This window comes from Streptomyces pseudoechinosporeus, from assembly GCF_054783935.1.
On record NZ_BAAGPS010000016.1, the window covers coordinates 1 to 14,619 of the forward strand.

The 14,619-nt window shown below is 68.0% G+C and carries 11 protein-coding genes; 6 read left to right on the plus strand and 5 right to left on the minus strand.

Annotation, left to right across the window (positions count from 1 at the left end; all coding sequences use genetic code 11):
- The first annotated feature begins 3 nt into the window (after positions 1 to 3).
- From ACYVO6_RS20875 to ACYVO6_RS20885, 3 genes are all read left to right on the plus strand, one after another.
- On the plus strand, positions 4 to 1,176 hold the full coding sequence (locus ACYVO6_RS20875; protein WP_461063612.1) for an LCP family protein: 1,173 nt from the start codon (positions 4 to 6) through the stop codon (positions 1,174 to 1,176).
- A 240-nt stretch (positions 1,177 to 1,416) separates the two neighbouring features.
- Entirely contained in the window at positions 1,417 to 3,153 is a 1,737-nt protein-coding gene (locus tag ACYVO6_RS20880; RefSeq protein WP_461063236.1) for an LCP family protein, read from the plus strand.
- Between the two features lie 77 nt (positions 3,154 to 3,230).
- Positions 3,231 to 4,904 carry an LCP family protein gene (locus tag ACYVO6_RS20885; RefSeq protein WP_461063238.1) on the plus strand — a complete coding sequence of 558 codons (1,674 nt, stop codon included), beginning with the start codon at positions 3,231 to 3,233 and terminating at the stop codon, positions 4,902 to 4,904.
- A gap of 22 nt (positions 4,905 to 4,926) precedes the next feature.
- Here ACYVO6_RS20885 and ACYVO6_RS20890 read toward each other — a convergent pair whose 3' ends face one another.
- Positions 4,927 to 5,949, minus strand: coding sequence for a glycosyltransferase family 2 protein (locus ACYVO6_RS20890; protein WP_461063240.1), 1,023 nt, complete (start codon positions 5,947 to 5,949; stop codon positions 4,927 to 4,929).
- A gap of 217 nt (positions 5,950 to 6,166) precedes the next feature.
- Here ACYVO6_RS20890 and ACYVO6_RS20895 point away from each other — a divergent pair, with 217 nt between their 5' ends.
- Both ACYVO6_RS20895 and ACYVO6_RS20900 read left to right on the plus strand, forming a co-directional pair.
- Positions 6,167 to 7,615, plus strand: a complete 1,449-nt coding sequence (locus ACYVO6_RS20895; RefSeq protein ID WP_461063242.1) for an LCP family protein — start codon at positions 6,167 to 6,169, stop codon at positions 7,613 to 7,615.
- Positions 7,616 to 7,816: 201 nt separating this feature from the next.
- Positions 7,817 to 9,085, plus strand: a complete 1,269-nt coding sequence (locus tag ACYVO6_RS20900) for an LCP family protein (RefSeq protein ID WP_461063244.1) — start codon at positions 7,817 to 7,819, stop codon at positions 9,083 to 9,085.
- Positions 9,086 to 9,190: 105 nt separating this feature from the next.
- On the opposite strand, the gene ACYVO6_RS20905 is transcribed toward ACYVO6_RS20900, so the two are convergent.
- The 3 genes from ACYVO6_RS20905 to ACYVO6_RS20915 form a co-directional block, all read right to left on the minus strand.
- Positions 9,191 to 9,553 (minus strand): four-helix bundle copper-binding protein, encoded by a 363-nt coding sequence (locus tag ACYVO6_RS20905; protein ID WP_461063246.1) that lies wholly within the window; start codon positions 9,551 to 9,553, stop codon positions 9,191 to 9,193.
- Between the two features lie 137 nt (positions 9,554 to 9,690).
- Complete coding sequence (locus ACYVO6_RS20910) at positions 9,691 to 10,107, minus strand: VOC family protein (protein WP_033326715.1); 417 nt, start codon at positions 10,105 to 10,107, stop codon at positions 9,691 to 9,693.
- A gap of 10 nt (positions 10,108 to 10,117) precedes the next feature.
- Complete coding sequence (locus tag ACYVO6_RS20915; protein ID WP_461063614.1) at positions 10,118 to 10,492, minus strand: helix-turn-helix transcriptional regulator; 375 nt, start codon at positions 10,490 to 10,492, stop codon at positions 10,118 to 10,120.
- 381 nt (positions 10,493 to 10,873) lie between these two features.
- Here ACYVO6_RS20915 and ACYVO6_RS20920 point away from each other — a divergent pair, with 381 nt between their 5' ends.
- The gene (locus ACYVO6_RS20920; protein ID WP_461063248.1) at positions 10,874 to 13,264 is read left to right on the plus strand and encodes an ATP-binding cassette domain-containing protein; all 2,391 of its coding nucleotides are present in this window, start codon (positions 10,874 to 10,876) and stop codon (positions 13,262 to 13,264) included.
- A 61-nt stretch (positions 13,265 to 13,325) separates the two neighbouring features.
- On the opposite strand, the gene ACYVO6_RS20925 is transcribed toward ACYVO6_RS20920, so the two are convergent.
- Positions 13,326 to 14,483 carry an acyl-CoA dehydrogenase gene (locus ACYVO6_RS20925; protein ID WP_461063250.1) on the minus strand — a complete coding sequence of 386 codons (1,158 nt, stop codon included), beginning with the start codon at positions 14,481 to 14,483 and terminating at the stop codon, positions 13,326 to 13,328.
- Positions 14,484 to 14,619: the final 136 nt, after the last annotated feature.

Consider the following 14,619-nt stretch of genomic DNA (forward strand, 5'->3'; position numbering starts at 1 on the left):
GAAGTGAGCGGCACCGGAGGCGTTGGACCCGGTCTGGGCGCTTCGCCCACCGGGGCCGGAGGTGTGCGGCGGCGGTGGCTCAGGTATGGGGCGGTGGGGGTCGGGCTGGGGCTGCTCGCGGCGGCGGGGGGTGGGTGGGCGGTGTACGAGAAGCTGGACGGGAACATCACGGCGGACGAGGCCGCCGCGGCCGAGCTCGCGCGGTACGAGAAGGAGCGGCCGACCGCGTTGGTGAAGGGCGCGCGGAACATCCTGCTGATCGGGTCCGACTCGCGCTCGGGTGAGGAGAACCGCAAGTACGGGCGGGACTTCGGCACCGAGCGCTCCGACACCGTGATCCTGCTGCACCTCGCGGCGGACCGGCGCAGCGCGACCGCCGTTTCGATACCGCGCGACCTGATGGTGGACGTACCCGGCTGCCGGCGCCGGGACGGCAGCCGCAGCAAGCCGGTGTTCGCGATGTTCAACTACGCCTTCCAGACCGGGGGTTCGGCCTGCACGATCCGTACGGTCGAGAAGCTGACGGACATCCGGGTCGACCACCACATGGTCGTGGACTTCAACGGCTTCAAGGACATGGTCGACGCGGTCGACGGCGTCGAGGTATGCCTCAAGGAGCCGATAGACGACCCCGCGGCGAAACTACGGCTCCCTGAGGGCAAGGTGAAGCTCGACGGCGAGCGGGCCCTCGGCTACGTACGCGCCCGCAAGAGCCTCGGCGACGGCAGCGACACCGAGCGGATGGAACGCCAGCAGCGGTTCCTGGGCGCGCTCGTCAGCAAGGTGCGCAGCAATGACGTACTGCTGAATCCCGTGAAGCTCTATCCGGTGCTCGACGCGGCGACCTCGGCGCTCACCACGGACCCGGCCCTGGCGAACCTGCGGGGCCTGTACGACCTGGTGCGCGGTCTGCGCGATATCCCCACCGAACGTGTGCAGTTTCTGACGGTGCCGAGGGAGTCGTACCCCTCCAATCCCAATCGCGACCAATTGGTGGAAGCCAAGGCGGAGAAACTCTTCGAGCGGCTGCGCAGGGATGCTCCGGTGGAGGTCGCGGACAACTCCGGCAGCCAGAGCGGCAAATCGGGCGGAAAGCGGAATGACGGACCCTCACCCACGACGAGTCCGGCGCCGACTTTCCGCGGGAACACGGCGGCTGATGACCCGTGCGGTTAAGCCCCGAACGCGTCTGCGGGTAAAGGGCACGTCAAGCCGGGGAACATTCGTCCAAAAATATGGGGCGGATTGCCCAGTTGTAAGACGTGCAATTTGTCACCGGCTCCCCTTGACGCTGATCCGGCCAGATAGTGTGAGCGGTCCGGTGCACCCGATGAGGTCATGCACTGCTTGAACGAGACCTGGCGCCTTTTGAGGGGAGAAGGCGCCGCGTGGCCCCGACGGAGGACTGACACAACCGTGGACGCGCAAGGCCGAGGGCGGGCGGACAATATCGACCCCGCAGACCAGTGGGTACTCAATCCGAACACCGGTGACTACGAATTGCGACTGGGCCCTTCCACAGCGCAGCCGTCGGTCCCCGGCCCCCGCTCTTCCAGAACCGCGACCGCAGGTGCCGCCGCGCCTCCGCGCGGCCGTATGGCGCCGGGCCGGGGATCGCCGGAGGTGGCGCCGGCGCCCGACGTATCCGGCCCGCGCAGGCGGCGCCCGCCACAGGGGCCGCCGCCGAGCCGTCGCAAGGGCAGGCAGCAGAAGCCCAAGGCGAAGAAGATAGTCCTGTGGACCGGCGGCGCCATGGCCTTCGCACTCGTTGCCGTCTCGGGCGCGGCCTACGTCTACCTCAAGCACCTCGAGGGCAACGTCAACACGACGGACGTGGGGAGCGCGGGCGCAGGTGGCTTCAGCAAGGACGAGGCCTTCAACATCCTGATCATCGGGACCGACAAGCGCACCGGCAAGGGCAATCAGGGGTACGGCGACGCCAACAACATCGGGCACGCCGACACCAACATCCTGCTGCACGTCTCCAAGGACCGTACGAACGCGACCGCGATGAGCATTCCGCGCGACCTGATCGTGGACATTCCGGACTGCCCCACCAAGCAGGAGGACGACACCACCAAGGTCATCGCCGGCTCGCAGGGCGTCCGCTTCAACACGAGCCTCGGGCAGGACGGACGCGATCCGGGCTGCACGATGCGCACGGTCACGGAGGCCACCGGCATCCCGGTGGACCACTTCATGATGGCCGACTTCAACGCGGTGAAGACGCTGACGTCGGCGGTGGGCGGGGTCGAGGTCTGTCTCACCGAACCCGTCAACGACAAGGAGTCGAAGCTCAACCTGCCCGCGGGCACGTCGACGGTCGAGGGCGAGCAGGCGCTCGCCTTCGTCCGCACCCGGAAGAGCTTCGGCAACAGCGGCGACCTCGACCGCATCAAGGTGCAGCAGCAGTTCCTGGGTTCGCTCATGCGGAAGATGTCCTCCAGCGACACCCTGACCAGCCCCACGAAACTGGTGAAGCTGGCGGAGGCCGCCACCAAGGCGCTGACCGTCGACACCGGCATCGGCAAGGTCAGCACGCTCAAGGACGTGGCCCTGGAGCTGAAGAAGGTGCCGCCGAAGAACGTCTCCTTCATGACGGTGCCGGTGGTCGACAACCCCACCGAGCAGGTCAAGGCCACGGTCGTCGTCGACGAGACGAAGGCCCCCGACGTCTTCTCGATGATCAAGGACGACGTCTCGTTCACCGCGGTGAAGAAGCAGCAGCAGAAGGAGAAGGCGGAGGTCGCCGCCCGCCTCAAGGGCGCCAAGGCCGATCCCGCGGACGTACGCGTACGGATCCTCAACGGCGGCGCCGCCCCGGGCTCCGCACAGGAAACCCTCACCTACCTGCAGAACGACGAGGGCGTGCTCAAGTCCGAGAACGCGGGTAACGCCGAGACGACCCTGAAGAAGACAACCCTCGAGTACGCTCCCGATCAGGCAGACCAGGCACGCAGGCTCGCCGACATCATGGGCCTGTCCGGGTCGGCCATGAAGCCGGGCGAAAGCGTGACCAACTCCCAGGGGCTACCGGCGATCACGCTGACCCTGGGAGAGGACTTCGGGGGAGCTGGGGAATCCCTCACCGCTCCGTCGACGACGCCGGATGTGGACAAGTCCACGGCGGACAAAGTCGAGTGCGCCGAGTGACCTGAACGGCCTGCCATACGTCTACCAAGGCGTATGGCAGGCCTGTTCCGTGGCGCAGGGGTGGGGAGGGCAAGGGCATGACGCAGAGTGGTGTCCGTGGGAAGCCGACGCGATCACGCGTCGGACAGGCTCGGGACCTGGGCCGGGATGACGGTCCGCACGAGGACGCCGGGCCGGCCGACGGCGGTGACGGCAGCGGTGCGGGGGCCGGCGGTGCTGGGGGCAGACGGCACAGCAGAAGACGGCCGCGGGGCAAACGCGGCATACTCCGCTGGTCCGCGATAACCCTGTCGGTACTGATACTTGGCACGGCCGGCGCCGGATCCATCTACTACTGGCATCTGAACAACAACATCGACAAGGGCGAGCGCAGCAGCGGAGACTCCGACGCCAAGAAGGCGGAGCCGAACGCGGCCGGTCAGACGCCGCTGAACATCCTGCTGATCGGTTCCGACAGCCGTAACTCGACGGAGAACCTGGAACTGGGCGGGAGCAAGGAGAGCGTGGGCACCAAGCCGCGGGGCGACGTCCAGATGCTCATCCACTTGTCCGCGGGCCGGAAGCACGCCTCAGTGGTGAGCATTCCGCGCGACACCCGGGTCGACATCCCCGAGTGCAAGGACCCCGAGACCGGCGAGACCTACCCGGCGACCAACGACATCATCAACGCCTCGCTGGCCCGCGGCGGAGCCGGCTGCACGCTGGCCACCTGGGAGAACCTCACCGGGGCCTATATCGACCACTGGATGACGATCGACTTCGCGGGCGTGGTGAAGATGGCGGACGCCATCGGCGGTGTCGAGGTCTGTGTGGAGCAGAACGTGTGGGACCGTGCGCTGCCCGGCGTCCCGGGCGGCTCCGGTCTCAAGCTGAAGAAGGGCAAGCAGAAGGTCCAGGGCAAGCAGGCCTTGCAGTGGTTGCGTACCAGGCATGCCTTCGAGAGCGACCTGGGGCGCGCCAAGGCTCAGCACATGTACATGAACTCGATGATCCGCACGCTGAAGAAGCAGAACGTCTTCACCGACACCGGCCGACTGATGAACCTGGCTGAAGCGGCCACGAACTCCCTGAAGGTCTCCGAGGAGATCGGTTCGGTCGATGACCTGTACGGCCTCGGCATGCAGCTCAAGACGGTGCCGACCGACCGCATCACGATGATGACCATGCCGAACGACGTGGACCCGCAGAACCCCAACCATCTGGTGCCGAGGGGCGCGGACGCCGAGCGGGTCTGGACGATGATCCGCGACGACGTGGCCTTCGACAACAAGGGCAAGGACGCGGCCGCGAAGAAGAAGCCTGCGCAGGAGCAGGCCTCCGACGACCCGGCCGCCGAGGACGGCGAGATCGGCATCGTGGTGCAGAACGGCACGCGCTCGTCCACACTCGCCGCGGTCGGCGGGCGTGCGAACGCGGTGAGCCAGTCGCTCGTGCAGAAAGGCTTCAGCAGGGCGACGGCCGACGGGACGGTGACTCTTGCCGAGGACAAGACGGTGGTCCGCTATCCGAGTGCCGAGTTGGAGGGCGATGCCCAGCGTGTCGCCAAGTCGCTGGGGATTCCGCTGAGTTCGGTGAAGAGGTCGACCGACGTCTCCGGCGTCACCCTCGTCGTGGGCGCCGACTGGCGCGAGGGCACGAGCTATCCGAAGCAGGCCGAGCCCGAGGCCGGGGATGTCCCCGACACCGCCGACGCCCTGAACGGCTCGGACAGCGACAAGTGCATGCCCGTGTACGAGCCCTACCGCTGGTAGTTCCCCGGCATAGCCGCGGTGCTCAGCTCTCCGCGAGCACCGCGGGCCGCCGGGACGCGATGACCTTCCTGGCCAGTGAGCGTGGGCTGGTCAGGAAGCCCCAGCCCCACGACATGTGCATCGTGGCGAGGGCTACGGGAATCTGCAGGCGGGCCCTGAGCGGGAGGCCCTTGCCCGCCGGTACGGAACCGGCGGTGATGGCCGCGAGATAGCCGGCCGGGATGACGAAACCCCACGGGGTCAGCGCGGCGCCCGCCACAAGGCCCGCCGCTATCGCGCACACCGCCACCGGCGGAGCGAGGTAGCGCAGGTTGATGGAGCCCTCGTGGTAGCGGGCGACGACGTGGCGCCAACGGCCGTAATCCTTGTACTGCTTGGCGAGCGCCTTCACCGAAGGGCGCGGGCGGTACGAGACCCTCAGCTCGGGCGAGAACCAGATCAGCCCGCCCGCCTCCCTGATCCGGAAGTTCAGCTCCCAGTCCTGGGCGCGGATGAACTCCTCGTTGTAGCCGCCCTGTTGCTCCAGCGCCTCGCGCCGGAAGACGCCCAGGTACACGGTCTCGGCGGGCCCGGCCTCGCCACCGGTGTGGAAGGCGGCATTGCCCACGCCGATCTTCGACGTCATGGCCGCCGCCACCGCGTGCTCCCAGTCGTTCTCACCCTCGGCGTGCATGATGCCGCCGACGTTCTGCGCGCCGGTCTCCTCCAGGAGACGTACGGCGGTCGCGATGTAGTTCGGCGAGAGCATGCCGTGCCCGTCGACACGAACGACGACGGGGTGCCGGGACGCCTTGATCGCGGCGTTGAGGGCTGCCGGCGTACGACCCGTCGGGTTCGGGACGGTGTGCACACGGGGGTCTTCTCGTACGAGCTCGGCGGCGATCTCGTCCGTACGGTCCGTGGAGGGACCGATGGCGATCACGACCTCCATCTCGCCGTCGTATTCCTGGGCGAGGATCGCTTGGACAGCTCCGCGCAGATGCCGCTCCTCGTTGAGGACGGGCATGATCACGGATACGGCGGGGAGGCGCCCGTCGGAATTCACGTGCTGGGGTTCCCTCTCGTCTTTTCGGCCGGGGGTCCGGCCCGCCGCGCAGCGGCTGTCAGGCGCAGCGCCCCCGGGAAATGCAGCATCAGGCCGTACGTTACCGCGAACGGGGGACACGGAAGCGCGCCGCCCGGCTTGCCGCTGCGGGCCGCAGATCGCATGGGCCTACGGTTCCCACGGACCCCCACACCCGGCCGACGCGGAGGTGTCCCCCTTGCCCACGCCGCCCCGCAGACCCGCTCACCCTCCGCGGCAGCACCCGGCGCGGCCACCCGTACGGCGCAAGCGGTCGCAGTGCACCACGCGGGTGGTGACCTCGCTCTCCGTGGTGGTGCTCGCGGCGGCCGGCATCGGGCACGCGGTGGTCACCGGCTTCGACGCCGACATCGACCGCATCGACCCCTTCAAGGACATGAAGAACCGGCCCGCGCCGGGCGACGGCATGAACGTCCTGCTGGTCGGCACCGACGGCCGCGAGCGGATCAGCCGGGCGGAGCGCAAGAAGTACCGTCTCGGCGGCCCGCCCTGTCGCTGCACGGACACCGTGATGATCGTGCACCTCTCGCAGGACCGTAAGCGGACCAGCGTCGTCAGCCTGCCGCGCGACTCGTACGCCGAGACGCCCCCGCACACCGACCGCACCACCGGCGAACGGCACCGCCCGCACGCACTCAAGCTCAACGCCGCGTACGCGGAGGGCGGGCCTCAACTGACCGTGCGTACCGTCGAGAACATGACCCGCGTGAAGATCGACCACTACCTGGAGGTCGACTTCACCAGCTTCATGAAGACGGTGGACGAGCTCGGCGGCGTACGGATCTGCACGGTGCACCCTCTGAAGGACTCGCACACCGGCCTGAACCTGCCCGCCGGGGCGCACAACCTGAACGGCGCCCAGGCGCTCCAGTACGTACGTTCCCGGCACATCGACGGCACCGCCGACCTCAGCCGGATGCAGCGTCAGCAGCGCTTCCTGGCCGCGCTGATGGAACGGGCCACCTCCTCCGGTGTGCTGCTGAACCCGCTGAAGTTCCGCGATGTGACGCAGGCCGTGCTCGGCTCGGTGCGGGCGGACAAAGGCTTCGGCCCGGGCAAGCTGGTCGCTCTGGGGTGGGCGATGCGGAACTTCTCGCCGTCCTCCTCGGAGTTCACGACCGTCCCGATCGGGCGGATGCGGTACCCCGTGAAGGGCATCGGCTCGACCCTGAAGTGGGACGAGAAGAAGTCGGAGCGGATCTTCCGCGCCCTCCGCGAGGACAGGCCCCTCGCTCCGTACCACGCTCCCTCCAAGGCCGTACGTGTCGATGTGGCCCCGCAGCAGATCCGCGTCCAGGTCGAGAACGGCACGACCACACCGGACCTCGGCCGCCGCGTCGACGACGCGCTGTCCGCGACGGGCTTCAACACGACGGGCGTCCCGAAGAACGCCCGCGACCGCTCCGTGGAGCGCACCCTCATCACGTACGACCCCGGCTGGAACCGCTCGGTCAAGTCCCTGACGGCGGCCCTGCCTGGCAGTCAGTCACAGGCGGTCAAGGGCCAGGGCCCGACGCTGAAGGTGATCGCGGGCTCGGACTTCAAGCGGGTGACGAAGGTACGGGCGGAGGATGCGCGGCGGGGGGAGGCCGGGGTGGTCACGGGGGACGAGGTGGGGTGTCCGTGAGGCGGCGGGCCGCGGACCGCTCGGCTTGACGGGAATCTTGACCGGAATATCGCATTCCGGTCGAGGAGCCTGTTCTGTCATGGCCTTTCTCTTTATGTCGGTACCCGCAAGGTCCGGTTTGCATCAGCTTTGCAACAGCGGTGATGTGATTTTCCGTCGACTCTTGTAAGCCGGACGGTTCGGCACTGCACACTGGGGCGCATGAACAATTGGCCCGAGGGATGGCACGGAGACAACGGCGGCGACCGTTACGGCCGCGGCAGCGCGAACGCCCAGCCCGAGGGCGCGCGCGTAATGCGGCAGGTGGGGCGCGGCCCGGGCGCGGGGCCGTCGGCACCGCCACGGGGCGGGGTCCCACCGCAGCCCACCTACGACGACGGACACGGATACGCTGACGACGGCTACAACAGCGGCTACAACACGGGCCAGGTGTACGGCTCGCCGGGCGGCGGCGGACCCGTGGGACCCGGGTCCCACGGCCGGCCCGCGCCGAACTGGCGGCGCCGGATCAAGTGGACCGCGATAACGCTGGTCACGCTGCTGGTCGTGGTCTCCGTCAGTACGTACTTCTGGGCCGACTCGAAGCTCAAGCGCGATGTCGACCTGTCCAAGGTGATCGACCGGCCCGAGGCGGGCGAGGGCACGAACTACCTGATCGTCGGCTCCGACAGCCGCGAGGGCCTGTCCGACGAGGAGAAGAAGAAGCTCCGCACGGGCTCCGCCGAGGGCAAGCGCACGGACTCGATGATGATCCTGCACGTCGGCGACAACGGGAACACGATGATCTCGCTGCCGCGCGACTCGAACGTCACGATCCCGACGTTCGTCGGCTCCGAGTCCGGCAGGACCTTCCCGGGCACCGGCCGCCAGGTGAAGCTGAACGCGGCGTACGCGGAGGACGGGCCCGAACTGCTCGTGCGTACCGTCGAGGCGAACACGGGCCTGCACATCGACCACTACGCGGAGATCGGCTTCGCCGGCTTCGCGAAGATCGTCGACGCGGTCGGCGGCGTGGAGCTCGAGATCCCCAAGGGCGGCATGAAGGACCCCAAGTCCGGCGCCGACTTCGAGGAGGGCAAGCAGGTCCTCAACGGCGAGGAGTCCCTGGCCTTCGTCCGTACGCGATACGCCCTCGCGGGCAGCGACCTGGACCGTACGAAGAACCAGCAGAAGTTCCTCGCGGCCCTCGCCAGCCAGACCGCGACGCCGTCCACGGTCCTCAACCCCTTCAAGCTCTACCCGACCATGGGCGCCGGCCTCGACACCCTCACCGTCGACAAGGACATGTCCCTGTGGAACCTGGCCTCCATGTTCTGGGCCATGAAGGGCATCACCAGCGGCGAGGGCAAGTCCATGAACATGCCCATCTCCGGCAACACCTCCAACGGCAACCTCCAGTGGGACACCGCCAAGATGAAGACCCTGGTGGAGCAGCTGAAGAACGACGAGAAGGTGACGGTTACGGAGTAGGACAAAGCCCGCTTCCCAGGCACTTGACGGATGCCTGGGAAGCGGGCTTTTGCGTGCCGTCTTTCCGTGCCGCGACCGGGTCGGCCGAGGCTCATGCCGTAGCGCTCAGGCCGTGGCGCCGGACATCGCGCGGCACGTCTGCGCACAGTGGCGACACGCCTCGGCGCAGCGCATCATCTGCGCGTCGTCCGGCATCGCCATACACGCCTCCGCGCACATCTCGCACGCCCGCGCGCACATGGCGCACATCTCGGCCGACATCGGTGACCTGCGCATCATCATGTCCGAGCACATACGGGTCATCTCGGAGCAGTCCATGAGCGCGCGCATGATCTGCATCTGGGCCTGGCCGCCCATCTGCATGCAGGAGCTCATGGTCTCCTCGCACACGCTGTGGCAGTTCATGCACGCCTCGACGCAGTCCTGCATCTCCTTGCTCATGGGGCTCATGGTTGAGGGCTGCTGCATGGCTCCTCCTAGGAGTGGTGGGGTCCCTGAACGGGTCCCCATGCCCTTCCGTGGTACGCCTGCTGCCCGCCGCGCGCCATCCGGCGGAGGCCAACAATCCACTACAAAGCCCGCCAAGAGCTCACTTCCCCGCGAACTCACTCCTTGCGGGGCTGGTTGAAACGCAGCATGTTGCCTGCGGGGTCGCGGAAGGCGCAGTCGCGGACGCCGTACGGCTGGTCCATCGGCTCCTGCAGCACCTCGGCGCCCGCGCCGCTGATGCGCTCGAAGGCGGCGTCGACGTCGTCCGTCACGAAGATGACGCCGCGCAGCAGGCCCTTGGCCATCAGCTCCGCCAGGGCCTGTTTGTCGGCAGGTGAGGTGCTCGGGTCGGCGGCGGGCGGTTCCAGGACGATGTTCACGTCCGGCTGGGTGGGCGAGCCGACGGTCACCCAGCGCATTCCCTCGAAGCCGACGTCATTGCGTACCTCGAGGCCGAGTACGTCGCGGTAGAAGGCGATCGCCTTGTCGTGGTCGTCGACGGCGATGAAGCATGAGGAAAGTTTGATGTCCATGCCGTTCACGCTACGACCGGGCAGCGGGGGGCGCTTCTCCATTCCTGACCGGTCGTGTGTGGATCTTGGCGATGCAGGCCGGGATGTCGGCGCCGTCGTCATGACTGCGGGCCCGGTAGGCGCTCGGGCTCTCGCCGACCAGCTCGCTGAAGCGCGAGCTGAACGACCCCAGCGACGTACAGCCGACCGCGAAGCAGACCTCGGTCACCGTGAGGTCGCCGCGCCGCAGCAGCGCCTTGGCCCGCTCGATGCGGCGGGTCATGAGGTAGCTGTACGGGGTCTCTCCGTAGGCGGCGCGGAAGCTGCGGGAGAAGTGGCCCGCCGACATCAGGGCGTCCCGCGCCAGCGCCGGGACGTCGAGCGGTTCGGCATAGTCGCGGTCCATGCGGTCGCGGGCGCGCCGCAGCCGGACGAGGTCGTCGAGATCCTGCCGTTTCACGCGGTCAGTTTCCCATGCAGGGCGACCAGAGCGGTCAGGAACGGAGAAGCGCGGGCCACCCGGCCGCTCCTAGCCTGACGTCCATGGAACTGCGCCCTCCGCGATCCCGCGGGCAACATGGTCCGTATCAATGAGCTGAAATGAGCCGTCCGTTGCTGATCCGCGACGGCCGCCGGCCGGTTTGCGGCGAACCGTTGCCGTGCACCGCGCCGACGAAGTAGAACCAGACGTACCGCCAAAAAGCTGATCAGATCGAGCCGGGCAGGGCGCCGACGGAGACCCGTCGGCGCCCTGCCCAAGCCCCGACCAACAGAAGACGGAGACACGATGAACACGGCCACAAGCACGGGCACGCAGTCGCCTGCGCCGCACGTCGCCGACAGCCACGATCTGATCCGCGTGCACGGCGCGCGCGAGAACAACCTCAAGGACGTCAGCGTCGAGCTCCCCAAGCGCCGGCTGACGGTGTTCACCGGCGTCTCCGGCTCGGGCAAGAGCTCGCTGGTGTTCGCCACGATCGCCGCCGAGTCGCAACGCATGATCAACGAGACGTACAGCGCCTTCATCCAGGGCTTCATGCCGAACCTGGCCCGGCCCGACGTCGACGTACTCGAAGGGCTCACGACCGCGATCATCGTCGACCAGGAGCGGATGGGCGCCAACTCCCGCTCCACGGTCGGCACCGCCACCGACGCCAACGCGCTGCTGCGCATCCTGTTCAGCCGGCTCGGGAAGCCGCACATAGGCTCGCCCCAGGCGTTCTCCTTCAACGTCGCCTCGATCAGCGGGAAGGGCGCGGTCACGATCGAGGGCAGTCATGGCAAGACCGTGGAGCGGCGGAGTTTCTCGATCACCGGCGGCATGTGCCCGAACTGCGAGGGCACGGGCCGGGTCACCGACTTCGACCTGACCGCGATGTACGACGACAGCAAGTCGCTGAACGAGGGCCCGTTCACCGTCCCCGGTTACAGCGCCGACGGTTGGTACGGCCGTATCTACAGCGGCTGCGGCTTCTTCGACCCGGACAAGCCGATCCGCGAGTTCACCGAGCGCGAGCTGCACGACCTGCTCTACAAGGAGCCGACCAAGATCAAGGTCGAGGGCATCAACCTGACGTACGAGGGTCTGATCCCGAAGCTGCAGAAGTCGATGCTGGCCAAGGACCGGGAGGCGATGCAGCCGCACATCCGGGCGTTCGTGGACCGGGCGGTCACCTTCACCGCCTGCCCCGAGTGCGGCGGCACGCGGCTCAGCGAGGCTGCCCGGTCGTCGAAGATCAAGGGGATCAGCATCGCCGACGCCTGCGCGATGCAGATCAGCGACCTGGCCAAGTGGGTGGGCGGCCTCGACGAGCCGTCGGTGGCACCGCTGCTCGGCACGCTGCGGCACACCCTCGACTCGTTCGTGGAGATCGGCCTCGGCTACCTCTCGCTCGACCGGCCCTCGGGCACGCTGTCGGGCGGCGAGGCACAGCGTACGAAGATGATCCGCCACCTCGGCTCCTCGCTCACGGATGTCACGTACGTCTTCGACGAGCCCACCATCGGCCTGCACCCGCACGACATCCAGCGCATGAACAACCTGCTGCTGCGGCTGCGGGACAAGGGCAACACGGTGCTCGTCGTGGAGCACAAGCCGGAGACCATCGCGATCGCCGACCACGTAGTCGACCTCGGCCCCGGCGCCGGCACGGGGGGCGGCACCGTCTGCTTCGAGGGCACCGTCGAGGGGCTGCGGGCCGGCGACACCATCACCGGCCGCCATCTCGATGACCGGGCCACGCTCAAGGAGACGGTGCGCAAGCCCACCGGCGCGCTGGAGATCCGCGGCGCGACGGCGAACAACCTCCAGGACGTCGACGTCGACATCCCGCTCGGCGTGCTGACCGTCGTGACCGGCGTCGCCGGTTCCGGCAAGAGTTCGCTGGTGCACGGGTCGATCCCGGCCGGCGCGGGCGTGGTGTCGATCGACCAGGGCGCGATCAAGGGCTCGCGACGCAGCAACCCGGCGACGTACACCGGACTGCTCGACCCGATCCGCAAGGCCTTCGCGAAGGCCAACGGCGTCAAACCGGCCCTGTTCAGCTCCAACTCCGAGGGCGCCTGCCCCACGTGCAACGGCGCCGGCGTCATCTACACCGAGCTGGGCGTGATGGCCACCGTCGCCACCCCCTGCGAGGAGTGCGAGGGGAAGCGGTTCCAGGCCTCGGTCCTCGAGTACCGCCTCGGCGGGCGCGACATCAGCGAGGTGCTCGCGATGTCGGTGACCGAGGCCGAGGAGTTCTTCGGTGCCGGAGAGGCCCGTACGCCGGCCGCGCACAAGATCCTCGACCGGCTCGCCGACGTCGGGCTCGGCTACATCACACTCGGCCAGCCCCTCACCACCCTGTCCGGCGGCGAACGCCAGCGCCTCAAGCTGGCCACCCACATGTCCGAGAAGGGTGGCGTCTACATCCTCGACGAGCCCACCACCGGCCTCCACCTCGCCGACGTCGAGCAACTCCTCGGCCTGCTCGACCGCCTCGTCGACTCCGGCAAGTCGGTCATCGTCATCGAACACCACCAAGCGGTCATGGCCCATGCCGACTGGATCATCGACCTCGGCCCCGGCGCCGGCCACGACGGCGGGCGGGTCGTCTTCGAGGGAACGCCGGCCGACCTGGTCGCGGCGCGTTCGACGCTTACGGGGGAGCATCTGGCGGAGTATGTGGGCGGCTGAAGCGAGACCGGTGAAGGGCGCCCAGTGGCTGGGCGCCCTTCGAAGGTCAGTTGACCAGTTGTTACGGCAGGTTCCTCGCCATCACGATGCGCTGGACTTGGTTCGTTCCCTCGTATATTTGCGTGATCTTCGCGTCGCGCATCATCCGCTCCACCGGATAGTCCCGCGTGTACCCGTACCCACCCAGCAACTGCACCGCGTCCGTCGTGGCCTCCATCGCCACATCCGAAGCGAAGCACTTCGCCGCCGCCCCCTGGAAGGTCAGATCCGCGTCGCCGCGCTCGGACTTGGCGGCAGCCGCGTACGTGAGCTGACGCGCGGCCTCGATCTTCATGGCCATGTCGGCGAGCATGAACTGGATGCCCTGGAAGTCGGCGATCGCCTTGCCGAACTGCTTGCGCTCCTGGACGTAGCCCTTGGCGTAGTCCAACGCTCCCTGGGCGATGCCGAGGGCCTGGGCCGCGATCGTGATGCGGGTGTGGTCCAGGGTCTTCATGGCGGTGGCGAAGCCCGTGCCCTCCTCGCCGATCATGCGGTCGGCGGGGATGCGGACGTTGTCCAGGTACACCTCGCGCGTCGGCGAGCCCTTGATGCCGAGCTTCTTCTCCGGCGCGCCGAAGGAGACCCCGGGGTCGGACTTCTCGACCACGAAGGCCGAGATGCCCTTCGAGCGCTTCGTGGGGTCCGTCACGGCCATGACGGTGTAGTACTCGCTCACGCCCGCGTTCGTGATCCAGCGCTTCACGCCGTTGAGGACGTACGAGTCGCCGTCCCGCACCGCCTTCGTCTTCATGCCCGCCGCGTCCGAGCCGGCGTCCGGCTCGGAGAGGCAGTACGAGAACATCGCGTCGCCGGCGGCCAGCGGGCCCAGGTACTTCTTCTTGAGGTCCTCCGAGCCGGAGAGGATCACGGGGAGCGAGCCCAGCTTGTTCACGGCCGGTATCAGGGAGGAGGAGGCGCAGACGCGGGCCACCTCCTCGATCACGATCACCGTGGCCAGCGCGTCCGCGCCCGCGCCGCCGTAGCTCTCCGGTACGTGGACGGCGTGCAGATCGGAGGAGACGAGGGCGTCCAGGGCCTCCTGCGGGAAACGGGACTCCTCGTCCACCGCGGCGGCGTACGGCGCGATCTTCGCCTCCGCGAGGGCGCGGATCGTATCGCGGAGCATGTCGTGCTCCTCGGACGGGCGGTACAGGTCGAAATCAGCCGATCCGGCCAAGGTATCTCACGCTCCAAGGACGCTAATTACCGTTAAGTAACCCAAATTTTAAGGGCCCGCCCACGCTAGTGATACGTGAGCTTGGCGACAGCGGGACAGACAAACAGGGGACGGACAAACAACCGGAACGACAACA

What these genes read in the sequence shown, in the direction of transcription:
- ACYVO6_RS20915 (WP_461063614.1), bottom strand. Translation starts at nt 10,492, where the DNA reads ATGGACCGCGACTATGCCGAACCGCTCGACGTCCCGGCGCTGGCGCGG.
- ACYVO6_RS20920 (WP_461063248.1), top strand. Translation starts at nt 10,874, where the DNA reads ATGAACACGGCCACAAGCACGGGCACGCAGTCGCCTGCGCCGCACGTC.
- ACYVO6_RS20905 (WP_461063246.1), bottom strand. Translation starts at nt 9,553, where the DNA reads ATGCAGCAGCCCTCAACCATGAGCCCCATGAGCAAGGAGATGCAGGAC.
- ACYVO6_RS20900 (WP_461063244.1), top strand. Translation starts at nt 7,817, where the DNA reads ATGAACAATTGGCCCGAGGGATGGCACGGAGACAACGGCGGCGACCGT.
- ACYVO6_RS20910 (WP_033326715.1), bottom strand. Translation starts at nt 10,107, where the DNA reads ATGGACATCAAACTTTCCTCATGCTTCATCGCCGTCGACGACCACGAC.
- ACYVO6_RS20885 (WP_461063238.1), top strand. Translation starts at nt 3,231, where the DNA reads ATGACGCAGAGTGGTGTCCGTGGGAAGCCGACGCGATCACGCGTCGGA.